18 protein-coding genes and 1 pseudogene are annotated in these 26,143 nt (G+C 41.9%); 9 read left to right on the forward strand and 10 right to left on the reverse strand.

What is annotated here, in order from left to right; genetic code table 11:
- The first annotated feature begins 242 nt into the window (after window positions 1-242).
- The 3 genes from J8M01_RS07510 (at window position 243) to J8M01_RS07520 (ending at window position 7,397) form a co-directional block, all read left to right on the forward strand.
- Entirely contained in the window at window positions 243-2,750 is a 2,508-nt protein-coding gene (locus J8M01_RS07510) for a YHYH protein (protein WP_211057570.1), read from the forward strand.
- 318 nt (window positions 2,751-3,068) lie between these two features.
- A complete protein-coding gene (locus J8M01_RS07515) occupies window positions 3,069-5,102 on the forward strand; it encodes a bifunctional 2',3'-cyclic-nucleotide 2'-phosphodiesterase/3'-nucleotidase (protein WP_192509532.1) in 2,034 nt (677 codons plus the stop codon).
- Window positions 5,103-5,219: 117 nt separating this feature from the next.
- A complete protein-coding gene (locus J8M01_RS07520) occupies window positions 5,220-7,397 on the forward strand; it encodes a DUF6359 domain-containing protein (RefSeq protein WP_247671046.1) in 2,178 nt (725 codons plus the stop codon).
- Between the two features lie 102 nt (window positions 7,398-7,499).
- On the opposite strand, the gene J8M01_RS07525 is transcribed toward J8M01_RS07520, so the two are convergent.
- Window positions 7,500-11,528 carry a rhombosortase-dependent M36 family metallopeptidase gene (locus J8M01_RS07525; protein ID WP_211057572.1) on the reverse strand — a complete coding sequence of 1,343 codons (4,029 nt, stop codon included), beginning with the start codon at window positions 11,526-11,528 and terminating at the stop codon, window positions 7,500-7,502.
- Between the two features lie 98 nt (window positions 11,529-11,626).
- Here J8M01_RS07525 and J8M01_RS07530 point away from each other — a divergent pair, with 98 nt between their 5' ends.
- On the forward strand, window positions 11,627-12,145 hold the full coding sequence (locus J8M01_RS07530; RefSeq protein ID WP_211057573.1) for a hypothetical protein: 519 nt from the start codon (window positions 11,627-11,629) through the stop codon (window positions 12,143-12,145).
- 154 nt (window positions 12,146-12,299) lie between these two features.
- Here J8M01_RS07530 and J8M01_RS07535 read toward each other — a convergent pair whose 3' ends face one another.
- The 4 genes from J8M01_RS07535 to J8M01_RS07550 form a co-directional block, all read right to left on the reverse strand.
- A complete protein-coding gene (locus tag J8M01_RS07535) occupies window positions 12,300-12,593 on the reverse strand; it encodes a YciI family protein (RefSeq protein WP_211057574.1) in 294 nt (97 codons plus the stop codon).
- Between the two features lie 110 nt (window positions 12,594-12,703).
- Entirely contained in the window at window positions 12,704-13,111 is a 408-nt protein-coding gene (locus J8M01_RS07540) for an MAPEG family protein (RefSeq protein ID WP_211057575.1), read from the reverse strand.
- An 84-nt stretch (window positions 13,112-13,195) separates the two neighbouring features.
- A complete protein-coding gene (locus tag J8M01_RS07545) occupies window positions 13,196-13,561 on the reverse strand; it encodes an aldehyde-activating protein (RefSeq protein ID WP_247671047.1) in 366 nt (121 codons plus the stop codon).
- Between the two features lie 8 nt (window positions 13,562-13,569).
- Complete coding sequence (locus J8M01_RS07550; protein WP_211057576.1) at window positions 13,570-14,454, reverse strand: NAD(P)-dependent oxidoreductase; 885 nt, start codon at window positions 14,452-14,454, stop codon at window positions 13,570-13,572.
- Window positions 14,455-14,774: 320 nt separating this feature from the next.
- Between J8M01_RS07550 and J8M01_RS07555 the strand changes: the two genes are divergently transcribed.
- A complete protein-coding gene (locus J8M01_RS07555; protein ID WP_210997907.1) occupies window positions 14,775-15,257 on the forward strand; it encodes a hypothetical protein in 483 nt (160 codons plus the stop codon).
- A gap of 361 nt (window positions 15,258-15,618) precedes the next feature.
- Complete coding sequence (locus J8M01_RS07560; protein WP_211057577.1) at window positions 15,619-16,815, forward strand: hypothetical protein; 1,197 nt, start codon at window positions 15,619-15,621, stop codon at window positions 16,813-16,815.
- Window positions 16,816-16,903: 88 nt separating this feature from the next.
- On the opposite strand, the pseudogene J8M01_RS23930 reads toward J8M01_RS07560, so the two are convergent.
- Window positions 16,904-17,065, reverse strand: a pseudogene (locus J8M01_RS23930) (2OG-Fe(II) oxygenase); the annotation flags it as partial.
- 180 nt (window positions 17,066-17,245) lie between these two features.
- The gene (locus J8M01_RS07565) at window positions 17,246-17,524 is read right to left on the reverse strand and encodes a hypothetical protein (protein WP_247671048.1); all 279 of its coding nucleotides are present in this window, start codon (window positions 17,522-17,524) and stop codon (window positions 17,246-17,248) included.
- Between the two features lie 206 nt (window positions 17,525-17,730).
- Here J8M01_RS07565 and J8M01_RS07575 point away from each other — a divergent pair, with 206 nt between their 5' ends.
- Both J8M01_RS07575 and J8M01_RS07580 read left to right on the forward strand, forming a co-directional pair.
- Window positions 17,731-18,471, forward strand: coding sequence for a dienelactone hydrolase family protein (locus J8M01_RS07575; RefSeq protein ID WP_210997904.1), 741 nt, complete (start codon window positions 17,731-17,733; stop codon window positions 18,469-18,471).
- Between the two features lie 36 nt (window positions 18,472-18,507).
- The gene (locus tag J8M01_RS07580) at window positions 18,508-19,125 is read left to right on the forward strand and encodes a hypothetical protein (protein ID WP_211057579.1); all 618 of its coding nucleotides are present in this window, start codon (window positions 18,508-18,510) and stop codon (window positions 19,123-19,125) included.
- 70 nt (window positions 19,126-19,195) lie between these two features.
- Here J8M01_RS07580 and J8M01_RS07585 read toward each other — a convergent pair whose 3' ends face one another.
- From J8M01_RS07585 to J8M01_RS07595, 3 genes are read right to left on the reverse strand one after another with little or no spacing between them, the layout of a single operon-like run.
- The gene (locus tag J8M01_RS07585) at window positions 19,196-22,294 is read right to left on the reverse strand and encodes an efflux RND transporter permease subunit (protein ID WP_210997902.1); all 3,099 of its coding nucleotides are present in this window, start codon (window positions 22,292-22,294) and stop codon (window positions 19,196-19,198) included.
- Window positions 22,294-23,400 (reverse strand): efflux RND transporter periplasmic adaptor subunit, encoded by a 1,107-nt coding sequence (locus J8M01_RS07590; protein ID WP_211057580.1) that lies wholly within the window; start codon window positions 23,398-23,400, stop codon window positions 22,294-22,296. The genes J8M01_RS07585 and J8M01_RS07590 overlap by 1 nt, the downstream gene beginning before the upstream one ends.
- On the reverse strand, window positions 23,397-24,140 hold the full coding sequence (locus J8M01_RS07595; RefSeq protein WP_210997900.1) for a TetR/AcrR family transcriptional regulator: 744 nt from the start codon (window positions 24,138-24,140) through the stop codon (window positions 23,397-23,399). Before J8M01_RS07595 ends, J8M01_RS07590 begins: the two co-directional genes overlap by 4 nt.
- A gap of 203 nt (window positions 24,141-24,343) precedes the next feature.
- Between J8M01_RS07595 and J8M01_RS07600 the strand changes: the two genes are divergently transcribed.
- The gene (locus J8M01_RS07600; RefSeq protein WP_211057581.1) at window positions 24,344-26,143 is read left to right on the forward strand and encodes an FAD-dependent oxidoreductase; all 1,800 of its coding nucleotides are present in this window, start codon (window positions 24,344-24,346) and stop codon (window positions 26,141-26,143) included.

Raw genomic sequence — 26,143 nt, forward strand, 5'->3', positions numbered from 1 at the left:
AAAAGCGCCTTGATATTGAACAAAATATCATCATTGGATTGTACGTAAGTTTGTTTCCAAAATATTTCCTATTCCAAAGCCCTAAAGCAACCTAAGGTTAATTAGGTTGCTTTAGGGGTGATCCCTTTTTCTTCATTATGCATAATTTTTGCACATTTACATTCTAAATTCCCCATTATGGTTGTGGCAATTGCGGTACTTTTTGCCAACACTTACTTGATAGATATGACAGAGAGCAAATTATGACAAAGCAAACCCTTCTAAGTTTGATATTTTTCTGTGCGAGCGTATTAGGTGGCTGTGGTGGGGGAGGTGAGAGCTCCGGATCAACGCCAGTTCCAGATGATACGGGAAGTGTGGTTAATAATACGGCCCCTACTGCGGTGGCGGGGGCGGACCAGTTTGTGTCCGTAGGTGAACAAGTAACACTTAATGGTTCACAGAGCTCCGATGTTGATGGTGATACTTTGTCATTTAACTGGAGAATTATGAGCCAGCCTAGTACTAGCCAAGCGAGTTTGGACAGTTCGGCACAAAGCTTGGTTACTTTTTCCCCGGATGTCGCGGGCACTTACATACTGGGTCTTATTGTGAATGATGGCTCGGTTGACTCTGCGCAAGACACGGTGACTGTGAGTGCGGAGCTTGTAAATCAAGCCCCAGTGGCGAATGCGGGGAGTGATCAAGAAGTCACATTGGGCCAGTTGGTGATGTTGTCGGGTTCTGCAAGTCTAGACCCTGACGGGACAGAGCTACGCTATCAATGGACATTTTTATCTAGGCCAACAGGAAGTTCTGTCACCTTGGTTAATGCTGAAACAATTCGCAGCGAGTTTACAGCCGATGTTGCTGGTAGCTATTTAGTTGGGCTGATTGTTAATGATGGCGTTATTGATTCGGCGCAAGATAGTGTCTCGATTACAGTGATGCCTGCGGTCATAAATCAACCACCAATTGCGAATGCGGGCGTTGACCAACAAGTTCCGTTGGGTCAGTTAGTTTCTTTATCAGGCATTGCGAGTCAAGACCCTGATGGGGATCAATTAACGTATAACTGGGTGTTTGTGACTAAACCCGGTGGCAGTAATGCCGTGCTTTCTGACGCTCAGACGGTCAATGCACAATTTAATACAGATGTCGCAGGGAGTTATCAAGTTGGCTTAATCGTGAATGACGGTCAAGTTGACTCGATGCAAGATATTGCGGTTATTACGGTGTCGGCAGGAGATACCAATCAAGCTCCGGTAGCAAACGCGGGTAATGATCAATCAATTACGGTCTCAGAGGTTGTCATGCTTTCTGGGTCACTGAGTAGCGATCCTGACAACGATACGCTGAGTTATCTGTGGAGCATTGTTAGTAAACCAGCACAAAGTAGCACGGTGCTCTCAAATACGACTTCTCAATCAGTCCAAATTACGCCAGATTTGGCGGGCACATATCAAGTTTCTCTCGTTGTGAATGATGGAAAGTTAAACTCTATCGCGGATATAGTCGTTATTACTGCACAGGCTCAACTCCCAGTTGCTCATGCCGGTGCAGATCAGGACGTCACTGTGGGGGATTTTGTAACGTTGGATGGCGCTCAGAGTACGGGAACTGATTTGACGTACCAGTGGCAGATTGTGAATAAGCCGGATAATAGTATGGTTGAGTTAAATAGCGCGGATCAGGTCAGTATCGAGTTCAATGCTGATATTAGTGGGACCTTTGAACTGAGCTTAACGGTCGTTGCAGGGGGGAGTGTATCAACGGCGGATATTGTGAAAGTAACGGCCAGCAATACGAACGTTAATATTACGGACAAAATTTTTACCAATGAAGCGGTAAGTTGCCGGAACTATGAGGGCAGTTACTTTTCGAATGTGACGGATATAAAAAGGTCGGCAGATTTCACTGGTGATGTGGTAATGAGTGTGGGTAATACAACATGCACCATCACAATGAATGCCATTCCTAATCATGACTTTAATGATAATACTGCGTCTTTTGCGACAGACACATCTGCACAAAATCTAGTGTACACTTTGCCAATTACGGCGAGTCCAGCTGCGACGATTACACCGCAAGGGATTGGGATCACGGAGGGCATATTACTTAATGGTGTGACCTTGGATCTATTGCCAGCAGCCTGTTATGGCGTAGGCAATGAGCCAATTGGTAGAGAAAAAATAGGTTGTGGTGCAGATCAAAATGATAATCCATGGCGTTATGACCCAATGTCACCTCTTAGTACCTTTGGAACGGATGCCCACAACGCACATACTCAACCATCAGGAAAATATCATTATCATGGCAACCCTGTTGCTATGTTCAGTCAAACATGTGGCAGCAGAGCATCAGCAGTAATTGGGTTTGCAGCAGATGGTTATCCGATATACGGTAGCTGTTTCAAAGACCCGGCTACCGGCAATATTCGAAAAGCAACGTCTAGTTATGTTTTAAAAAATAGTGGTGGGGTACGTCAAGCTGTGACTGGCTATACGACTCCTGTCGGTGGCACAGGTGCCGTCGCGAGTAATAATTACGATGGGCAATTTAGAGGTGATTGGGAGTATCAAGTAAATGCGGGTGATCTTGATGAGTGTAACGGTATGAGTATTGATGGGCAGTATGGTTACTATGTGACCAATGCATTCCCATGGGTGCTGGGTTGCTTCAAGGGCAGTTTAGACAGCAGTTTTACAAGGCCTCAAAATTTAGAGAGGCGCAGTCATAGCCATGATGACAGTGCTGAACATCACCATTAGATAATTGCTCTAAACAATGGAGCTGGTGCAACAGATATGCGCAGTTGCACCAGTCTATTTTCGTACCGTTTTTTATATATTGCACAAAATAGTGCCATGACTAGATCAATGACGCAATCACGTGGGTCATAGCACACTTTTCTCGCTACTTTAGCTTCGCTATGAATGTGTTACTGTAATGTAATCCAAATATTGTGCATATCATAGAGCACTATAATTTGTCATAAATCTGGCACCAATTTGCCACGATTTATTAGCCTAATTGTCTTTTTTTCCTTCTATAGTGGTGTCTCTAAAACCGATAAAAGAGAAGGGATTATGAAAACAAAACTACTGCAATTGGCTGTTTTATGCGGTACTTCTGTATTATTTACAGGGTGTTCAGGCTCAGATAATAACCATGAAATAAATGCACCAGTGCCAACCCCAGTACAAGGCACGCAAATAGAGCTGCGTTTATTAGAAACCACGGACTTACACGCGAATTTACTTAACTATAATTACTTTGCAGACAAGCAAGATGATAAAGTAGGTTTGGTAAAAACGGCTGCTTTAATTCATCAAGCCCGAGAGCAGGCGACCAACTCGGTATTGGTTGATAACGGCGATTTAATTCAGGGTAGTCCGCTTGGCGATTATATGGCGAAGGTTAAAAGCTTGCAGGCAGGTGATGTGCACCCTGTCTATAAAGCGATGAACACGTTAAATTATGACGTGGCTAATATTGGTAATCATGAATTCAATTTTGGCATCGACTTTTTAAAAGAAGCAATCAATGATGCTAATTTTCCCTATATTTCCGCCAATGTTTTCATCGATGACGGTGATGCTGACGAGCACAATGACGAGCCACTTTTCTCCCCTTATTTAATTCAAGAAAAAACATTTAAAGATACTGAGGGTAATAGTCACACTGTCAATGTTGGTTTTATTGGGTTTGTACCGCCACAGATCATGCAGTGGGATAAAGCAAATCTAGAAGGTAAAGTGATTGCCAAAGATATTGTTGCGATGGCCAATAAGTATGTACCTCAAATGAAGTTAGAGGGGGCAGATATTGTGATTGCCATTCCACATTCAGGTTTGGATATCGCCGAGCATAAAACCATGGAAGAAAATGCCAGTTATCACTTATCTAAGGTGGCAGGTATTGACGCGATATTATTTGGTCATGCACATGCCAATTTCCCAGGTAGCCGTTATGAGGGGATGAGTGACAAAGGCATAGATATAGAAAAAGGGACTGTGAATGGTGTTGCAGCGGTTATGCCTGGGTTTTGGGGTAATCACCTTGGCGTAATAGATTTGACGCTGCAATATGATGATGGTCAATGGCAAGTGAGTGATTCACAGTCATCACTTAAAGCGATTTATGAGACAGATGATAATCGTCAAACTATCGCATTGGTTGAGAATGATCCTGAAGTTGAAGCCGCAGTGACTCACGAACACGCCGAAACTCGAAGCTGGGTTAATGAACCATTTGCCAAAGTAACGGGACCTGTAAATAGTTTTTTTGCATTAGTAAACGATGATCCATCAATACAAATTGTAACGGATGCGCAGACTTGGTACACACAAAAAATAGTTCAGGGCACAGAGCTTGCTGAATTACCGATTTTATCCGCAGGAGCGCCGTTTCGAGCTGGGCGTGGTGGCGCAGATGACTATACATCCATTGCCCAAGGGGACATTGCATATCGCAATGTTGCAGACCTATATATTTATCCAAATGTACTTAAGGTACTGAAGCTTAGCGGCCAAGAAGTTAAAGAATGGCTGGAAATGTCGGCCGGACAATTTAATCAAATTAATGCGCACAGTACCACGACACAAGTATTGATTAACCCAGCGTTTCCCTCGTATAACTTTGATGTGATCGATGGGGTAACTTATAAAATTGATGTTGCACAACCCGCTAGATATAACAGCAAAGGAGTGAAAGTATCCGATGGTGAGCGTATTGTGTCGTTACAATATCAAGGTAAACCAGTAACCGCTACGCAGCAGTTTTTGGTCGCAACTAATAACTACAGAGCCTCTGGTGGCGGTAATTTCCCTAATATTGCGGCTGATAAAATTGTCATTGATTCACCCAATGAAAACCGTCAGGTTGTTGCTGATTATATTGCTTACCAGAGTCAGAAGAATGCTGGAAAAGGACTTGACCCATCGGCGGATATGAACTGGGAGTTTGCCCCAAACAGCCACAGTGACATTCAGTTTTTTAGTTCAAACAGTTTAGATGCAAAAGCTTATAGTAATCAATTTGGGCATATTCAAGCTTTGAATGAGACCAATGAAGACGGTTTTGCACTTTATAAACTTGATTTAACCCAACCTAATAATTAGCCCTTATTTTAAGAGCAGATTCAGTGTCTGCTCTTATTTTAATCGTACCGGATGAAGTCGGTATGACCGGTATTTTCATTACATAACACACTCAACGGGAATTGAAGAATGATTAGTATGAATAAAACGACGTTGGCGATGATGTTGACTGTAGGTTTGTTTTCATCAATGGGCAGCGTACAGGCAGCAGCATATGACTGGAACAAAACAGCACCAGTAAAAACACCATCCGCGCATATCAATAATGGTAAAACCATATATTTCGATGTATCTCATGGCGGCGTTGAAGGCAACGCAGACTGGGTGATTGATGGGGCTTTTTCTGACTTTGCAGACGCATTAGTGCAACAAGGCTATACCGTTAAAGAGTATCGTGGCATCGATTTAAATAATGATGGTGTGATCCGCTTTCATGATGATAGAAGTAACAATAATACGCAAAATGAGGCGGTTATTACTTTTGACGCAATAAAAAATTCTGATGTGTTCGTTTTAGCAGAAACCAATAGACCATTTACTATGGCTGAGCAAGCAGCACTAGAGCAATATGTTGCTGCGGGTAAAGGTGTGTTTTTTGTTGCGGATCATTACGATGCAGATCGTAACCTTAATACATGGGATGCAACAGAGGTTTTCAATGGTTACAACCGCTCTGATTTAAGCAAATATAACTTGGGTGGAGAATATGGTGATTGGCGTAATCCTAAATCAGCAAATGCGGGTTGGTTAGTTGAAAACTTTGGGATCCGGTTTCGATTTAATGGCGTCGACTACAAGCAAGGTGTCAGTGGTGTTGAGCCAAGTACACAAACAGAGGGGATCACACAAGGAGTGCAACCTATTCTAATGGCGGCTGGGGCTACATTGGCGGTTGTTGATCCACAAAAAGCGAAGGGGTTGGTGTATTTCTCAGAATCAGATAATCCAGTTAAATGGAGACATGCAAAGGATCAAGGGTTGTACTTTGGTGGTAAAGCGGAAGGTCCTTACGTCGCCATTGCGAAATCGGGGGCGGGTAAAGCAGCGTTCATTGGAGATTCGTCTCCTATCGAAGATGCAAGCCCGAAATACCGTCGCCAGGATACTGGCAATAGTAAAAAGACCTACCCAGGTTGGACGGATGCAGGTAATGCAGCAACACTTGCTGTGAATATTATTAATTGGTTAGCAACACCTGAAAGTTACCAATATTTTGATAATAATAATGGCCATAAAAGTGGCTTTGTAACACCAACCCCAATGGCATCGCAAGAAATGGCAGATCCAAATAATGGCCAGCCATGGGGGACGCCTGCTAGTGGGTTTAATCCTTGGAATACTGATACTTATAAATATAATTCGTTTAATGCGCCTAATGGTGATTCACAAACGAACCCAGACCCTGATCCAGACCCGACACCAACCCCTGGTGGCACTCTATCGGTAGTTGAAGCATTAGCCGCAACGCAAGGTGAAGCGTTGGTTGTGATGGGTAAAGTAACGGCAGCTGTAAACGGTATTTATGGGTTAGAGCTTAGTGATGTAAATTCACCTTCAAAACATATTTTTGTGAAGCTTGAAAGTAGCCAACGCGCTGATTTCAACCCTCAATTAAATCCTGCGATTTTGAATAAGAATATTATCGTTACGGGCAAACGCAATAGTTATATGGGTGAAGCGGGAGTTCGCTATGTCAGTGATATTCAAATTGCACCTACAGCTTTATCAATCGAACAAGCATTGAATACCGCGCAGGGGGAGTCTTTTGAAATAATAGGTCGTGTTAAGTCTGGCCTAAATGGTATTTATGCATTGGTGTTAGAGGACATTAATGATGCCAGCTTTACCATTAATGTGAAGTTAGAAAGTGATCAGCGAAACCAGTTTAGTCCACAATTAAATCCGGAATTGCTTAATGCAATTATGGTTGTTAACGGTGTGCGCGACAGTTATATGAGTCAAGCGGGTGTACGTCAAGTTTCTAAATTACGTATCACCGATGATGCGGGTAGTGACCCTGTAAGCGGTTCTGGTATGTCTGTGAGTGAGGTTTTAGCGTTGGCCAATGGTGAGCCTGTCACTGTGGAAGGTAAAATAACACGTGGCGTCAATGGCAAGTATGCACTTGAGCTAACAGATGACACTAACAATAGTGAATCGTTGTACATCAAACTAGAATCATCCCAACGCACTATGTATAGCCCATTACTCAATGTGGCTTTAATCGGAAAACGGTTACGTGTTGAGGGGATTAAGAACAACTACATGAGTCACCCTGGTGTTCGTAACGTAAGTCAATTGATGCTCATTGACTAACGTTGCCTGTATTTAAAGGGTTTATTGTAAATCTTATTGTGAAACAAAAGACAGAACTGTAATTGGTTCTGTCTTTTTATTTAGTTAACGTATTGAAATGACCTATTTACGGCGACGTAATAGTCCCGCCCCGGCAAATAACAATGCAAACCAACCCATTGAACCTGAGGAGTTACTATTGCTATCAGGTAATTTAGGGGGAGTGACAACTGGTGGGGTGACAACCGGTGGGGTGACCACTGGTGGTGTTTCATTTGTTACATTGACCGTAGTTGCTGTTTTCACGTGCTCCGAACCGTCACTGACCGTTAGTTCAAACTTCAGTGCTGTGTCTTCAGTAATACTAGGTGGTGTAACTGTCAGTGTTGCAGAGTCGTTACCTGCAAGCGTTGCACTTGGGCCTTCAATTTGCGTCCATGTGTAGGTAAGCGAATCGTTATTTCGATCTGTTGCGCTTGCGGTAATCGTGGCAGTTGCAGATTCATTGACATCGATTGAGTCAGGCGCTGACACCATTGGTGCAACATTGTCACACGTATTCACATCACCGGCCACAGTTGAGTGAAATTGCGATGACGCAACATTTTCAAATTTTACTTGGTCAATAAACCAACCAGTTTCGGCTGTGCCACCATCTGCGGAAATACGGAATCTGAATTTTACCGTTTGGCCATTTAAGTGATCACCAAAACTCACTTTTTCCATATTCCCTGTGCTTTGAGGTGTGAAATTTGAGCCTGTAAATGCAGGACGGTTTTGGAGTGCTTGTTGCGGATTTTCAATTAATGCGGTGGTGTTATAGCCTGTATCGAAAGTCCCACCTGCAATAGTTGAAGTCACATCCACCCAATTACCATTGTTAATACTGATTTCAAGTACACCACCATCCCAATTATCTTCTAATAGATACAAATGCCAGAAGCTGATGGAGAAATCATTACCAAAACCGACTTCAAAGTTTTTACTTTCAACGGTAACGTCCGATTCGAACCCATTGTTGCGTAAGAACATCGTTTGTTCGCCAAATTCAACGTCTGGGTTACCGGATGAGAAGAAAGCAGTATTGCTGGTGTTAAAGTTTTGTGTGCCTTTGGCTAAGTCGCCACCAGTCATCACATTCTCTTTAAAGTCAGCAAAGAGGTTATATCCTTCCATATCGACTAATGCTGAAGTGCCTTGGTGCGCTTTTACTTTGAAGTCATAGTTGACCGTTGATGATACTGCCATCTTAGTCTCGCCAACCACTTCTTCACCATCAAAAGTGACTTCAAATGTTAGGTTCTCAGCGGTGCCAGCCTCATTGAGTGTCACCATCAATGGCACACTTGTGGCCGAGGTAAATGGTGCTAAAGCATCAAACGTGATCATACCGTCATTTTCAAGTGTTACGTTGTGACCACTTGTCACGACCACTTTAGCTGAAATACTATTTAATGTGGCATCACCTGCATTCTTAACTGACACGGACAGTGTCCCAGTTTCACCTTTATCCAGGATCTCGTCATTTGAACAGTAACCTAGTTCAACGCCATTATAGTTTGTATTCAAGGATACAGAGGTTGCTTGGAAAGCTGATAATGTTGTTTTGTTCGATTCAATAACACCTGAATTATCATCGCTGTTACGCGGGGGCGCAATGGCTCCTAAGCCAAGTCCTCGGTCTGCGAACGCTTTTAAGGCAATGGTGAAATCTTCCATATCTGTGGCATACACCGATGCTAAGATTGCATCACGTGCTTCAACATAAGTTGGAGAAATTGGGGTTGCCTTATAACCTGATATTAAATATGTCGCCATTCTGTCTTGTGCTTCTTGGAAGCCATGCTTGTTTATCAAGCCAACATATACGTTCCATAGCATGTTTGCCCATACTTCACCTGCTGCGTGAGGTGAGCCGCCATTCGTTGGTGGGAGGCCATCTACTTCAGCCCCACTGGTAATGTGCTTAAATGTAAGTGGGTTAACCGACATATCTGTAGAATACGGTGCACGACGAATACCGGTTGTGAAGTTCTCAACAAACGTGCCTGTCGCATAAGGTAATTGGAACTGATCGTTGCCTGCAATGGTTAAATCAGACTCTAGAGCAATGAACATTAAGGAATGGAAGTCCCCCCAGCCTTCACCCATCGCACGGCCTTGGAAGTTATTTAAACCAGCACCATTACCTACAAGACGATTCGAAATATAGTGACCCCATTCATGCGCAATAATACCATTATCAAACGTGGAGTCTTTTAACGGGAAGGTGCTCATTAAGTTTACGGTGACCATTTCACCGCTGTCCATTAGATCGTAAATTTTCTTTCCGTCTTGGAAGCTTAAGCCCATAGATACAACGGTTACGCTGTCATCGGTGCCACCCATAGGTGCCGGTGTGCCGTCATCCACATTATTGATGATGATAACGCCTATTGCTCCAGCTTCTTGTGCGTGTTTAGCTTTCGCTGTAAATGCACATCCTCCTCGGTCTATTAAAGCGATTTTTCCAGCGAGTTCAGCACCATTGGTTGCAGGTTCACAGCCATCTGTTGCGGTATCAGTACTATCATTCAGTCTTACTGTCATACCTGACAAGTCATATTGTACAGGTCCAAATGAAGCAACTTTTGAAGATTGCAGTAGTCCTACTTGCGAGTGAGATGTGACAGTCACCGCAAAATCAGTACCGACAATAGCATCTTTGCTATTCCATAAATATTGTTGCATACGTGGGCTTCTGCCGTCAGCAGGGGTAGACATATTCGCGTTGTTTAAGCCGGAATAATCTTGTGCCTGTACATGCAAAGGGTCATTTTCTTCCCCGCCTCGTCCATAATTAGATAATTGCGCATTACCGGAAGCTTCATCAAACCCATAATCATAGAAAAAGTCGTGTAAGAAGTTATTCATGTAAAACAAATTGACGATCGCTGACTTGCGATTATTCAAGCTTGTTGGAGATTGGCTAACTTCATATGGATAATCGAAGGTATTTGCAGATGTAAGCTCTGCACTGAAATCACCTTCGGTAAAACCATCCGGTGCAACAACATCAGCATAAGCAAATACATTGTTTCCTGATGTCATGGTTGCATCTTCAGCAAGCCATGGGTCTTGTGTGCTGATTTTTGAATAATGCGAAAGGGTAACGAGCGGCGCAGCTTCAATTTCAGTTTTGTCAGGGCCTGTATCTAGTTTTGGGAGCACATCGCCATGTGGACCTTCCATGGGATAGCCGTTTTGGTTTGCATACACGCGATATGTATAATCATTACTATGCGCGATTAAGTTGTTTTTGAATAATACCTTGCCGGAGTTTGATGCGATCACATACCCATAGGCCTCGGACTCAACACTATTTTTTGGCGCGACTTCTACCTCAACATAGTATGCAGCGACTAATTGTGTTCCATCGTCAAAGAATACTTTTTTAGCACGAGGCGAAAATGCATTGACTGTACCCGAGGCATCTTGTGCTGTAAATGACGTGAATTGACCTTCGAGCTTCTCGTTACTTAGTTGCAGGTCGTTGGTCTCTGCGCCAATATTTTTAGCGGCAATACCAATTGCTTTTGCAGCACTACCAAAATGAGTGAAAGCGGGGTTGGTTGAATTGGCAGCTTTAGCATGTGATACAAAACCTGATGAAGCGACAAGATTGTACTCTTTGTCTATCATCACGTTGTACTCACGGTTGAAGACTTCTATGCCCCCAACAAGCTGTTTATACTTTGCTATGGCAGGGCCGCGCTTTGATTCGTGTAAGTTTGTTAATTGCGCCCCATCTAAAATAGCTGACTTACTGGTTTTTAATCCTGTCAGCTGTTGTAAGTAATGATCAGCTACAAATTCATTTCGCTGTTCAACGGCAATGTTTGCTAGGTTAGGCGTTGTATGAGCTTTGCTAGCCCACACAAAGGTGGCTTTACCGAGTTCTTTGTCATAGTGGCTAGCCATACCTGAAACAGTGGCCTGTGCTGCAAGAGCTTGTTGTTGCGCTTTTACCTGATCAGCTTGACTGCTGGTATTGATTTGCGCTTGATCTATTAGCCCTGACTGTGCATTGTAAGTTAATGCCGACGCCGTATTGGTACCTAAAATTGTAACCATCGAGGCTGCAATTAAAGTTATTTTTGGTATGTTATTCATTATTTACCCTGTTTTATTGTTATAAAGACGTTTATTAAAATGAATCCTTTTTAACGTTATTTCAAAGTTTTTTTACTTTTAAGGTGGTTTTTTAGCTTATGAGCATTTATTCCAATACTTTATTACTTACTTTATTGTTTATGTTGATGCTTGTGTCGGGATGTTCAACGTTTGTTTATGATCAACCTGCGGAGGTAAAAGTCAGGCAAGAAAAGTCCAATGACTTGGCGAAGCAATCGCACATTGAAGGCGATGCTTACAGTGCAAAAATTAAAAATAGTGAGAGCACTTTGGTACGTCATGTCCAAGTTACGCCGTCAGATAGAATCAAGCTTAAAGGGCATACAATTAAAAAGGGCGATCGAGTTTACAATGTTACAACGGGTCAAATCGGTACTGTCACGGGGGAATTTGTGGTTGAGCTATACGGTTCACAACAAGCACCAGACATAAAGCAATTCGTTAAACAGCCAGTGACAGGTGCTATCGTACGCTATAAAGTGATATCAACAGACGTTGATTTATTAAGTCGGCTTGAATCACTTCGAGGTTCTGAGGCGGTCAAAAGTGTTGAATTACAAATCTTTTACAATGGCAAAGTTAATAATGAGTATTAGTCTATAAACGTGGCGAGTTAGCGGAATAGCCATGTGTGGCGGGGTTATAGATATCACTGTTTTGGTATAACAGTTAAAGAGCGCCGTTGATGCTTTGTGGTGCTCTTTAATGATGTTCTTTAACGACTTTATTTAAGGTAGGTGGTGAACGCGATTATGGTATTTGCTGTAAGAAATTTAACTTATGAGTCGTTTTTGAAGGGATGAATTCAGTGACCTCGTAGGTCGCCAATTTGTGTTGCTGGAATGGATCGTCTTTTAACGCTTCTTCTATCTCTATCGTTTGGGTTGTATTAGCAATAATAATGCCCCCCGTTCTTGGTTGTTTTCTACCAGAGATGAGAAATAGGCCGCTTTCATAGTATTTATCTAAAAATAGTAAGTGTGCCGCTAAGTGTTTTTCAACTTCACGTAATGGGACTAAATAAGTCATCGAAATAATAAACATCGTGATCCTTATGAATAGTTAAAACCTTATATAAACTATAAATATGCGATTTTTAACAGCGCTTTTGTACATTACGATTGCGTATTAAAGTAATCGTAAACCGTGTTAAGTTATACCCACGCAGTGAGTCCTGTTATTAACATACTAAGTAGTCCAACTAACCCTAATCCAAACGCACAACTGCGCGCAAGTTGCAGGTTCATATAATAGAAACTCATATGCGCAAGCCGAGCAATGCCATAAAGTCCAGATGAAAAAGCCAACCAATCGGGGGGGCTTTGTGATAGAAGCCCGAAAAGTAACAGTAGTATATAAATGGCGATACTTTCATTGGTATTTGCATGTGCTCTGGTTGCACGAAATACAAAGCTTTGATGATCTGATTTAATAGGATGACCCGCTTGGTGCTTGTTAAAAAACAGCACTATGTCGGCAATGATCAACTGCAATAAAAAAAGTGTTGCTATCAATCCGCAAATTAAAATTGAAGTGTGATAGGTGATAAATATATCTGCCATAATACAAAAAACTCCTGTTATCTTGGTCTATGTCGAGTACTATTTATCCTACCAATACGGCAATAGATTACTATCTATTTATCGTTATTCATCAATAAATTGCCATGTATTCGCACCATCGAAGTGACGTATTCTAATTTGCTTTAAAAGCTCAGGTTTTATCATTTTGAAATTCATGGCCATGCGTTGTGTATTTCCCATATGGGTTGGTGTGTAATGGGTTGTGCACCCACATAAAGCACAGTGATGAAATTCAATACACTGATCCCCGTGGCAATAGCTGATAGGCGCTGAGCGGTGAAAACTGACAGACACATTGTTGGGGTGGGTGTATCCCCACAGAGCACCAAGTCTATGACAAATACTGCAATTGCAGCTCGTAAGCGAATCAATTGAAGCATCAAATGTAACGTTAATATTACCGCAATGACAGCTTGCTGAAAAAGTCATGGTGTTCCTTACTTTGAGAGATTAATGACGGGCAACACTTCGGGTAACTCGTTATCGAGCATGGTCAACACGCTTTGGTAACCATGCATTGGTTGCCACTGTAACTCAGTTTGCGCCAATGCTGAATCATAGACCCTGTCGAGTGAACAAGGCATAGACCACTGACGTCGCCTAAACTCGGTTGCTAAGTCGGGCATTTTTTCATGAATAAGAGTGCCTGCATCCGTATAGAGCATTACACAATCTTTCGGCGTAAAGGGAGTTGAACCCGATATAATGTATGTTTTAAAACCCGGTAGGCGCAGTTCAACGGCACAGGCATGCGCTTGTGCAACATCCCGTACGTCTATGCCACGAGTTGATCTGTATATACTCATTAAGTCTGCTGTCTCGGGGAAGCATCGAGACATTCTCAGCACAGTAACCGGTAGGTTAAATAAATGAGAGAGTTGCGCTAATTTTTTTTCAGCGGCTATTTTTGAAGTATGGTAGATGCTTTTCGGTTGCGGAGTAATGGTTTCGTCAATCCAACTCGCTTGATTCTCTTGGGTTGAAGCAAAGCCATATAATGCGGTAGTGCTGGTAAAGATAAAGTGCCGTAGGCCTTGTTTTATACCTTCCAAAACTAATTGCTCAGTTGCCATAATATTAATAGAATTAAAATCTTCATCAGAAGCAATATTCACATGTGGAGCATGTAAGGCCGCACAATGTATCACCACATCAATATTGATTAATGCATGGCGAATCCGTGCCAAATCACGGATATCAGCAACTATATCAACCGTCGAACACGGTGTGATATCTACTCCAATAACATGGTGCAGCTGCATCAGTTTAATGTAAATAGCACGCCCAACGCGTCCAGCAGAACCCGTGATGAGTATTTTCAAGTTATCTCCTAAATATGAGTGCAAAGCATAATATGAATGAAGCAAGGTTTTTTACCTGTACAGCATATTGAAGCTTACACCGTGAAATTTGAAGGCATTATATGCTGTCAGTCAGCATCGTACTATGTATTCCATCAACTCCCCTTCGACGAAAAAGTAAATTTTGGTGTATTTCCTTGTGCTTTGTCTCTTTACTCAAAACGGCGTCTTAGAAGTTTTTAGTGTTACGGAGAATGTATTTCTCACTGTTTTAAAATCATAATTATTATTCGTAATATGTACTGTGGCGACTATTCTTTAATGAAAAAAGGAGCAAAGTTATGAATTGGTATGTGATTGCTTTTAGTTTTTTTATGAGTGCGCAAGTATATGCAAAGTGTGTCAGCGAAGCGTATCGACACTTTGATTTTTGGGTCGGTGATTGGCAAGTAAAGACGCCGGATGGGAAAATTGCAGGACGTAATGTAATCACGATTGACTATGAGGGATGTGTGATTAAAGAGCGCTATAAGGGGTTGTCGGGATATCGTGGGGAAAGTGTGAGTTTGTATGATGTTACGCGCAATTTTTGGCACCAGACTTGGGTTGATAACACGGGACTATTGCTTCAACTAGGAGGAGGCTTGCAAGGCAATAAAATGGTACTTACAGGAACTTCTTTTGATAGAGAAGGTAACTTGCTAGATGAAAGGATAACATGGACCCCTAATGCAGACGGAACAGTACGTCAGGTATGGCGTACCAGATCGCAGGATCAAAAATGGCAAACCATATTTGATGGTTTGTATATTAAGAAAAAATAGCACTTTTCCACTAATCTTTTGTTTTATATTTGCTTTTAATACGAGATAGTTGACGAAAACCAATACTGTATATTGGTGATGATGCAATTAGATATCGTAAACCCCCTTTACAATAATTCAGTGGTGAATGTGTGGGTAATCGCGACAAAAAAGAGTAAGGCTGGCTGTGTCTGTGGCATTTTTTAGCGTTTATTGACATAAGCCCCAACCTAGCCTCTAAGTTACGTTTTTTATTAAACTCAATATCTTTAATTAACGGTGAAACACTCAATAATTTAAAAACTTATATATTTTGGGATACTGTGAAATACTGATAGTCTGCAGTGTTTTTAAATGTGTATCGGATATGATAGAAAACGTATTGAGATTATGGACTCGATGTATCGGTGTAAGCTGTGTGTTGTGTACCGTGCTTGTTGAAGCCAGAACCGTGGATATGAGCGCTTCATTTCCTTCATTACATATCTCTCAACAAGCTACTAATAATCAGCATGGCGTATCGGGCTTAGATAATCCTCGGAAAATTGCAACCTCTCGCGATAAGAAATCCATCTTTGTAGTGAGTGGAGATGATGATGCATTATCTGTATTCCAGTTAGACAGTGATGATCAGCTGTATTTCAAACAAACATTTAAAAATATTGATAATAATAGATATAAATTGGCAGGGGCATCTGACGTTATTGCACTTGATAATGGCAAGTGGTTAATCACTGCTAGTTTTTACGATGGCGCACTGTCACTTTTTAGCAAAGTTGAGCAAGGTGGTTATCAATTTGTTCATTCATTAAGTGATGATTTATCAGCAAAACGCGTATTCAAAGACCCGACGCCCGTTGGTGGGCTGGATAACTTAAAGCTACTTGCACCATGGAGTATACTTAAGCTTGATGAGCAGCATTTTGTGGTAGCCAGTTACAAAAGTGACGCAGTACGTTTCTTTAAGTTATCCAATGGACGAATTGTAACGAATGAACCCGCCAATAAAGGGGTCAATAAGCAACAGTTCGGTTCACCCGTCGCTGTGCAACCAATAATGAACAAAGAGACAGGACAGAAGAAGCTCATTGTGGCTGGTTTTAACGACTCTACACTGACCTTATTAGATAAAGGTGATACACAATATTATGCTGTGAGCCAGCGTATAAGTTTAAAAGAGTATGGATGTTTAAATCCTCAAGCAATGCAAGCTGTAGAGATAATAAATAAATTATATGTAGCCTGTTCAGGTAGCGATAAAGTTTTAGTGTTGCAAGAATCACAACCCAATCAATTTAAAGTGATTCAGGTTGTGGCCCATCCGCATTTGCAAGGCGTTAATAGCTTAGCTATGGCGCGCGATGGAAGATGGGGCTATGCGGCTTCCGAAAAAAGCAATGGTGTGATTGTTTTACAAAATAAACCATTAACGGGTTTATCAGTATCAACTATAGTATTGGATAACACACCAGTCGTTTCATCTATTTCATCACTGACATTAACACGTCCAGATTTATTAGTTGTGACTTCAGCGAAACAAGATACGCTATATTTATTGAATGTCACTGCACCACATTAGCTATAGCTTGCCCTGATGTATGGATAAGCTCAGTTCCTCACGTATCATAAGGACATATGTTTCCGTGACTTTGTAGCGAGGGCGCGTGCTATTTTGCAGATTTAACCCAGCCGATACTCAATACATAGCGTGTACCTTGCTCTACTTTTGACACCGCATGCTCACATAAATCGGGTCGAAATAACTTAATTCTAGACGTGTTAACTAAAGGGTGTTTGCAAATAAACTGACCACCTTTTATCGACTTTTTAGCACAATATTTAGGGGCTGTTGATCTTTTAGGTTCATTTTTGCAGCAGTTTGATTGGCTTTTATACAAGGCAGAGGCTGCGTAGCATGGTTATTCCATGTGAGTCAGCCGATAACATAGTAGAAAAGCCAATCAAGCGCTGCCTACCGGTTCTTTTGAGCATCCCTTTCTCTTTGTTGCTTAATATTCGCTTAGATTACTAGGCCACATATTAAACGCCGCGATAAAAGCATGCTCAAAGAGAACAAAAATAGAACAGCAAAGTTCAACAGCCCCTAGTCTGTAATGCTTGCCTTTTTCAACTTTATCCATATGTGGTGGTATGACACTGCCTTTGGGGAATTTGAGTAAGTACACATCAAACTTTATTGGCCAATACGCACCACATAGTAGCATTTTATGGTAACCAGACTGCTGACGACCTTGCTGCCAACGAAAAATATGAGAGGTTATGTTCATCTTATCCTCAACGGTATAGAGTTGATAGAGTAGAGACACAGAACACCACAAAATGTATGCCGATGTGCTTTATTCAAAGGTGTTTAAGAGATAGAAATGATCATATCTCATAATGTGGTGTTGAACCACATTGATAGTAAATAATGTTACTTTTTGTGCCTAAATACATTACTCTATTCCATAATTTTTTGAAATGTGACTTTATTATGGTAATTACACACCAGACTCACGATATTAAAACGCCTACGGGTGTCATGCGCACGTATCATTATCAGCCCGCCGAGCAAGGCAGTTATCCGTGCATTATTTTTTATTCAGAAATCTTTCAACAAACAGCGCCGATTGCGCGCTCAGCCGCCATTTTAGCTAGCCATGGCTTTCACGTGTTGGTACCTGAAGTGTTTCATGAGTTGAATCCGATTGGTACGGTACTCGCTTATGACGATGAAGGTAAAGATAAAGGCAATGAAGATAAATGGACTAAGCAATTGGAACATCATGATAGTGATACACAGGCCCTCGTCGATTTTGCAGAACAATTAACTGGATGCAATGGACATGTTGGTGCGATGGGCGTGTGTATTGGTGGCCATCTAGCATATCGAGCGGCATTAAACCCCGCTATTAAAGCTGCATTTTGTTTATATGCAACAGACATACACAGTGACTCTCTCCCCAGTGAGATTGGTAACGGATCATTGGAAAGAATGAAAGATATTCAAGGTGAAGTGCACTTCGTATGGGGGAAACAAGATCCGCATGTGCCAATGGAAGGTCGGTTACGGATATACACGTCATGTCAGCGTACGGGCATTAATTTCCAATGGCAAGAAGTCAATGCACAACATGCATTTATGCGAGATGAGGGCGATAGATATGATGCGGCATTGGCTATGTCTATGTATCAAGACGCTGTGGCACTCTTTTCACGATGCTTAACACTGTAAAACGTATTTTCGAGCGTCTGTGGGGGCGATTAAGAAATGGATCGGATTGTAGTGCCAGCTAAACATATCGGGCTTAAGCCAAGACGCCAAGAGTGTCCTACCAAGACGCGTGTTATTGCGATATCAGGGGCATCAGGTGCAGGTAAAACATCGGTCATAAAAAAGCTTGCGCAACAATTTGACGCGCCCTACCTGCTCTTTGATAGCTATGTGGATAATGACACGTATCCAGCAAATATGAAGCGTTGGTTTGCTGACGGTGCGAATGTATCTTTAATACATACACCGAAATTTACGCTAGCACTGAAGCACCTTGCTGAAACGGGGCGCCACCGTTATATTTTTGTTGAAGAACCTTTTGGCAGGCAACGATGTGTTATGGATGAGCTAATCGAATCGGTGGTATTGCTCGATATACCATTAGAGTTGTGTTTATCTCGGGTTGTTCGACGCCATACGTCTGCTCAAAGTATAGATTCACTGGCGGCCTATTTAGATAAATATGAAGACTATTTTAGAGATATTTACTGTGCGGTCGTTGAACAGGTTAGGAGTAATAGTGATTTGGTAATGAATGACGTGCAATCGCTTGATATAACAGTTAATCGGGTGCGTAATTGGCTGTTAAGTGTTGACACTAAAATCAGTATCTAACGGGGATTTTCTTGTCGTTTATTGGTTGAGAATGAGGAAGGCAGTACACTTGTACCGCCTTCTCACGTATTTACAGTGCCGTAGGAACTGGGGTCGTGGTTAGTGCGTGCTCAGACTCCACTTCACCACGATGGTCTTTTGCTATGAGTTGATATAATAGCGGCAAGATAATCAAGGTAAAGAAAGTACCAATTAGCATACCTGCAACGAGAATGATGCCGATACTGTTCCGTGCTTCAGCGCCTGCACCAGTTACCAGCACCAAAGGAAAATGACCTAACACAGTTGCGCCTGTTGTCATCAATATTGGACGTAAACGGGTACTTGCTGCACCTTTTACAGCATCAAGCTTTGATTTACCTTCTAACTGTAGGTGATTGGCGAATTCGACGATTAAAATTCCATTTTTAGCAATTAATCCAATCAATGTGATTAACCCGATTTGGCTGTAAATATTGATGGTTGTTAATGACAAAAATGGCAACATTAATGCGCCCGATAACGCCAGAGGGGCACAGCCCAACAACACGACGAGCGGGTCTCTAAAGCTATTAAATTGAATGGCGAGTACAAAATATACAATGATCATGGAGACAAACAGCACCCCAACCATGGTATTACCTTCTTTTCGCAACTGTCGAGACTCACCTGCATAATCAATTGAATAGTTGGTCGGTAACAAATCATTCGCAATGGCTTCAATATTGGCAAGACCCTGCTCCTTGGTGATATGGGGTAGAACACCCGCAAAAATTCTAAATGATGCTTGCTGGTTGAAAGACCCGAGCACTCTCGGACTCGTGAACGTATCAAGACTTGCAAATGACGAAACGGGTATGAGTTCACCATCTGCTGTGCGAATTTTCATATTTAAGATACTTTCAGGGTTATAACGCTCCCCACTGTCAACAACGGGGATAACGCGAAACGCCTTACCTTCTTTATTAAAGTAGTTAACAAAATTATTGGACATCAATACACTGAGTTGCTCATTAACTGACGCCAAATTCAGCCCTAAATCGGCCACTAATTCACGGTCTATTTTTAGTTCGGCTTGTGGAAGGTCGAGTTTCAAATCTGTGTTAACAAAGAGAAAGCTGCCACTGGCGTTCGCTTTTGCGATGATCTCATCGGCATACTTTTTCATCGTAATGGCATCGTCATTGGCACGCACCACCATTTCAACATCAAATTGGCCTGCAGTTGGCAACGATGCAGGTAAAATTGGGAATAAACTCAGGCCTGTCACGCTGCCTAGGCGGCCATATAAATCGAATAATAAATCATGAACAGAGTGTTCTCTCTCCTCAAAAGGAGCAAGTTCTACGCCACCAAACCCAGCTGCAGCAGTGATTATTTGCCAAGTGAACTTTCCACCTTCGGTGTTATTCATAACCTCAGCTGTGTCATTCATTTTGCTTGCAGTGTAGGCTTGAGATGATTCAGGCGGCGCCTCAACGACCACTTGAATCGAACTTTGATCTTCAATTGGCGCAAGCTCTTTTTGAGACAATAGATAAAAAGGCACAGCTAATAACGAGAGTATCACGGCAATAAAAATAAGTTGTGGACGCATACTGAACAATGTGTCAAAAAGCTTGAAGTACGCATTTTGTAAGCGGTCAAAATAGCTATTTACTAATCGTGTTAACCGACCTTCCTTACCTCCTTCAGGGCTGACATAGGCACTCATTATTGGAGATAAAGTGACAGCAACAACACCAGAAATTAACACGGCAATTGCCAAAGTAAATGCAAACTCTCTGAATAAGAAGCCAGTTAACCCTGTCAGGAAGCCAATAGGTGCATAGACGGCGGCAAGTGTTAAAGTCATTGCGATCACAGGAACTAGCAATTGGCGTGAGCTAATTAAAGCAGCTTGCAACCGTGGTTTACCTTCACGCATGTGACGAGCAACATTTTCAACCACCACAATAGCATCATCAACCACAAGGCCAACAGACAATACGATTGCTAATATAGTGAGAAGATTCAGAGAAAAACCAATCAATGAGATAACAGCAACAGCGCCAAAAATAGAGATAGGAATAGTGATTAGTGGCACGAGCGCAGTTCTAAATGATCCCATCATAGCCACGACGACAATCCCAACCAGCAGCACAGTTTCAGCTAATGTGGTGAATATTTCTTTAATCGAATCACGCATGTATAACGTGCCATCATACCCAATGGTAATTTGCATGCCATGCGGTAATTGCTGATTCAGTTCATCTAGCTTAGTGTAAAGCACATCACCAATGTCAATTTCATTGGCTCCAGGTAGCGGCCAAATAGCGAGGAATACAGTGTCATCATAATCAAGTCGAGCCGTTACCATCCCTTGTGCTTCACCGATCTCTACATTTGCAACTGTACCGAGTCGTAATTGGCTGCCATTTACTTCTTTAATTATAAGGTTATTAAAGTCAGCGACACTTTTTAAGCTGGTATTGGCCAGCAAATCGATACGTTGACGCTTGTTTTCGCTATAGCCTAAGGTTGCGATAGTGTTGTTAGCTTGTAATGCGGCAAAAATATCATTGGCACTTAGATCATAAATAGCGAGTTTGTCGTTGTCTAACCAAATACGCATCGCAGGATTACGTCCCCCTTCGAGCGTGACTTTTTGGACGCCTTTGATGTCGGTCAGTCCCGGTACCACATTTCTGGTTAAGTAGTCACTTACTTCGCCACGAGGTAAAGATTGAGACTCTACATTGAGATAAAAAACAGCATAAGGGCTGTCAGCTCGAACAATCTCAATCGCAGGGTCTTCGGCGCCAGTAGGCAGCTCAAACTTAATTTGTCCAAGGCGAGTACTCATTTCAGCCAAGGCATCGGTGGTATTATGGTTGAGTTGAAGCCATGCTGTGACTTTACTTAAGCCCGATGTAGTTACTGAGTCGACATAATCAACGCCTGGTACTGAGGAGACAACCCGCTCAATAGGTTCAGTGACATAGCCTTTGACGACATCAGCCGAAGCACCGGTATAAACGGTATTAATGACCAGAGAAGCACTTTCTATTTTTGGATATTGTTGTATTGATATTTTATTGGCGGCATTGAGTCCTGCCATAATGATGAGTAACGATAGAACTATCGAAAGAACCGGACGGTTAACAAAAATATCCATAAATGAGGGTTTGTTTTCATGTAGTGCACTCATTACTCCCCCTTAAGCGATGTGTCAGCTGGAACTTGGGTATAAACAAGCAGTTGGTCTTTGAGTTTAAATGCCCCTTCGGTTGCTATAAATTCGTGACCTGCTAAGCCGTTGGTGATGATTTGTAAATCCCCTTGGCGTTCACCGAGTTCAACTTGAATCGATTTAGCGCGCCAATTCTTGGTGTCATCCTGGCTTAATGTAAAGACGAAAGCACCGAGGTGGTTCCGTGCGATAGCATTGGATGGTACAGCAAGAACTTGGTTACTTGGTGTAGAAACGACCACTGATACCATTTGATTATGATGCAGTTTTTGTTGACTATTTTTAAGTTCAGCTCGATAAGCAAGTTGCCTTGCTGATACATCAATCGTGGCGCTCTTAGCGATAACTTTTGCCATGAGTAATTCAGACTCACTAATGTTTGTCGATACGATACGGATATTAACCTCATCCCCTACAATTAATTGAGGGAGTGTTTGTGGTAATTTAAAGTCGACCCATATCGTGTTATCAAGTGCTACGAGCGATGTGAGCAGTGTATTTACATCTAGAAGTTGCCCAGGTTGATATTGCGTCAATCCGATTTGTCCATTAAACGGTGCTCGGATGGTTTTCTTATCGATAACCGCGGTTAAATTCGCTATTTCAGCTTTGGCTATCGTGACATCAGCGTCTGCTTGGTCAACTTGGTCTGGGCTAACGCGTTTTTGTGCTAATAGTTTAGCAAGGCGTGTTTGCGTCGATTTTGCTAATGTTAATCTTGCATTGGCGGCTGCAAGATTCGCGCGCTCAATACTGGTATCTAGCTCAAACAAGATTTGATCCTGCGTCACAAAATCACCCGGTTGATAGTTTATTTTTACAATTAAGCCGGCATACTCATTGCGAATATCTAAGGTGCGTTTTGCTTGTAGTTGGCCAATGACTTTGCTTTTTTTACTGTATTCGATGCGTTCCACGTAACTTGATTTTACCGATGCTGACGGCTCAGGGAATGACTCGCCAAAGGCTATCGCAGCTTGTATCTGAGTAAATTTCATAAAGCCTAATGAGGCGATAGTAACACCCAAAATGAGTACCGATATTAGCCAACGTTTAATGTTCATAATGCCCCCTTAGGGTCGCGTAAGTGAATGTTTTCCAAACTGGTTTGTATGGTTTTTATGGATTCTTGGGTCAGTGGCTGTTGCCAAGGGTAACTGTTGAGAAATCGCATGGAACTGCGAATAATAGGGTCATTCTCAGACAGCGGTTCAAGTAGGGAATCTGTGCCTTCACCGATTTGCCTAAATTGCTTAACGCGTTGAACTTGTTGATAGCCAACAGACAGAGACCATGAGCCTATCATTATTTCTTCAATGGTCTGCGACAAATTAAGCTCAGTGGTGAGCTCTCCAGAGTTAATACCATCTGTTAAAGCTAACTTAAATAATTGCTCACAGGCGGTATTGGCCATGATCATTTTTTCTGTCCATGTTGTGGAAGCGCGGCTGATCACGGCTTCATTGGTCGCATAAGAAAGCAGGTCGTTATCGAATCCAAAGCGCTGCATTTTTTTGGGATCAATAAACTCGATTGCAAGGATTTTCTCAGGTGTGGAAATGGGTAAAGACAAGACTTGATTGAAAATACCGCTGACATGTAAGAATGCTCGGTGAGCGAGCGCAAGCACAATGTCTTCCTTACTTTGCACATGCTTATAAACAGACCCCATAGATAAACCAGCTGTTCTAGCGATTTTAGCCATAGTGAAATCGGTCACGGATGATTCGTTAATGCATTCTTCCGCGGCATTTAAAATCATTTCAAGTTGCTTTTCATGACTGTACTTGGGAGCTGGTGCCATATATACCTCGAAGTTAAATTACTAAGTAACATCATTCGAATGATGTTCGAATGATGTTATTGTAAATTTTACATCCTTAAAGTCAAGCTTTCTTAAATGCACAATTCGAACTAATGTAAGACTGTGTAATATTATTTCAGTTATAAATTTTGAATACTAAAAGAAAAGAACACTGACTATTTAGCCTATAAGGAATTGAAGCCATGCAGAGTGAACAAGATAGAATACAAAAGCTTGTCGATACATTGAGTAACCATTTAGCGCGTTCTGGTACATCAGAAAATCCGGATCCTCAACAGCAACGAAACGCGATTCAAGGTGTATTTGCTACGACGGTAAATAATTTTAACTTGTTTTATCAGTCAGCCATTGAAGGTGGGTTTTCAGCAAAGCGTCTTTTAACTCAAAAGCTAAATGGGCTGAGTGATGTTGCGGGTTTAAACAATTATCAAACAGAAGCTATGGTGTTTAATACGCGTTTCCAAGCTCATCCATTTGCCATTGCATTGTGTGAGACCACACTTGAAGTGCAATTTATTTATAAACTCGCTATTGAATATAACTTACCGATTAGAGTGCGCTCAGGAGGTCATGATCATGAAGGGGAATGTAGTGGCAGCAATACTATTTTGATTGATGTCAGTCGAATTAAGCAATTTTGTTACGATGAAAAAACGGAAGTTGCGACGATTGGCGCAGGTTATCGTTTCTACCAATTAACACCATTGCTTGCTGCTGAAGGCAGAATGATTGCTCATGGTACGTGTGCAACGGTTGGTTTAACTGGGTTTATTCAAGGGGGAGGTTGGGGACCTTGGACCCGAAAACACGGTATGTGTTGTGAATACCTTGTTGGCGCAACCGTGGTATTGGGCAATGGTGAAGTGGTTGAAGTCTCAGAGGCTTGTCATAGCGATATTTTGTGGGCATTACGTGGCGGCGGCGGTATGAGTTGGGGGATTATTACCGAGCTAAAAGTAAAAACATTTGTGTTGCCAGATGAAATCCATCGATTTGAAATTGTTTGGAATCAGTTCATGAAACCAGATCCGGCGATTGAAGTATGTGTGCCGTTAGAAGATTGTCCAACGATTGATATACTCAAAGCGTGGGAAGCAACGATCCAGTCACAAAAAACCGCAAACTTGTTGGGTACCAATTTAAAAATTAATGCTATTGCAAAAGTACCCCATTCAAACATTAATGAGCTATATCATCCATGCACCATGTTTGGATATTGGGAAGGCACAAAGGAAGCATTGGACAAGTATATCAACGATACCTTCGTTAATCCGATGCACGGTAGGCCTCGTGTTAGTACATCCAAAGTGGGCGGCAAGCGATTGATTCTTAGTCAAAACAATAAGCAACAATACGATTATGATCATGCATTACTCAGCCATTGGGCACGCGAAAGTATTGCCGATTATAATACATTATTACATTCAATTTTAGGGCGGCATCAGCACGCGTTTACCCCTGATTATGATGCGCCTGCACCACATAAAATTACTTCAAAGTTGGTTAAACCCGAAGGTTTAACACAGCGTGGTTATGAACAATTGCTAAGCACGTTGACCTCAGAATTAGTGAAGAGTGAAAATAGTGGGTTAGGGTTGTTTAGCTATGTCACATTAGGGGCGATTGTTGGAGATTTTTATCAGCAATTAGATCAAAAGAAGCCACAACTTGGAGTGTCATTTCCGTATCAACATTGTTTATATACGATTCAATATCAAACATGGTGGAACGAAGAGTTAAAGAATAAAGTTGAGCAGCAAAATAATGCTGTTTATGTTGATACAAATAGAGCTATGGACTGGATCTCCGCCAGTAGAAGTGCAGATATTGAGGGAGCATATGGTGCGTTTATTAGTTTCAAAGATGCCTCAATACCGACATCTGAATATTTTCAGCAGAATTATGGAACACTTGTAGAAATTAAAAAATGTTATATTAATGATCAATACAATCACTTGCGCACTCGAAAAACCATTATTTAA

This window comes from Pseudoalteromonas sp. MMG005 (assembly GCF_018101015.1).
GTDB lineage: Bacteria > Pseudomonadota > Gammaproteobacteria > Enterobacterales > Alteromonadaceae > Pseudoalteromonas > Pseudoalteromonas aurantia.

Bases quoted from the DNA above. Each gene is read 5' to 3' on its own strand.
- J8M01_RS07510 (WP_211057570.1), top strand. From the start codon at position 243: ATGACAAAGCAAACCCTTCTAAGTTTGATATTTTTCTGTGCGAGCGTA.
- J8M01_RS07515 (WP_192509532.1), top strand. From the start codon at position 3,069: ATGAAAACAAAACTACTGCAATTGGCTGTTTTATGCGGTACTTCTGTA.
- J8M01_RS07520 (WP_247671046.1), top strand. From the start codon at position 5,220: ATGAATAAAACGACGTTGGCGATGATGTTGACTGTAGGTTTGTTTTCA.
- J8M01_RS07525 (WP_211057572.1), bottom strand. From the start codon at position 11,528: ATGAATAACATACCAAAAATAACTTTAATTGCAGCCTCGATGGTTACA.
- J8M01_RS07530 (WP_211057573.1), top strand. From the start codon at position 11,627: ATGAGCATTTATTCCAATACTTTATTACTTACTTTATTGTTTATGTTG.
- J8M01_RS07535 (WP_211057574.1), bottom strand. From the start codon at position 12,593: ATGTTTATTATTTCGATGACTTATTTAGTCCCATTACGTGAAGTTGAA.
- J8M01_RS07540 (WP_211057575.1), bottom strand. From the start codon at position 13,111: ATGGCAGATATATTTATCACCTATCACACTTCAATTTTAATTTGCGGA.
- J8M01_RS07545 (WP_247671047.1), bottom strand. From the start codon at position 13,561: ATGACTTTTTCAGCAAGCTGTCATTGCGGTAATATTAACGTTACATTT.
- J8M01_RS07555 (WP_210997907.1), top strand. From the start codon at position 14,775: ATGAATTGGTATGTGATTGCTTTTAGTTTTTTTATGAGTGCGCAAGTA.
- J8M01_RS07565 (WP_247671048.1), bottom strand. From the start codon at position 17,524: ATGAACATAACCTCTCATATTTTTCGTTGGCAGCAAGGTCGTCAGCAG.
- J8M01_RS07575 (WP_210997904.1), top strand. From the start codon at position 17,731: ATGGTAATTACACACCAGACTCACGATATTAAAACGCCTACGGGTGTC.
- J8M01_RS07580 (WP_211057579.1), top strand. From the start codon at position 18,508: ATGGATCGGATTGTAGTGCCAGCTAAACATATCGGGCTTAAGCCAAGA.
- J8M01_RS07585 (WP_210997902.1), bottom strand. From the start codon at position 22,294: ATGAGTGCACTACATGAAAACAAACCCTCATTTATGGATATTTTTGTT.
- J8M01_RS07590 (WP_211057580.1), bottom strand. From the start codon at position 23,400: ATGAACATTAAACGTTGGCTAATATCGGTACTCATTTTGGGTGTTACT.
- J8M01_RS07595 (WP_210997900.1), bottom strand. From the start codon at position 24,140: ATGGCACCAGCTCCCAAGTACAGTCATGAAAAGCAACTTGAAATGATT.
- J8M01_RS07600 (WP_211057581.1), top strand. From the start codon at position 24,344: ATGCAGAGTGAACAAGATAGAATACAAAAGCTTGTCGATACATTGAGT.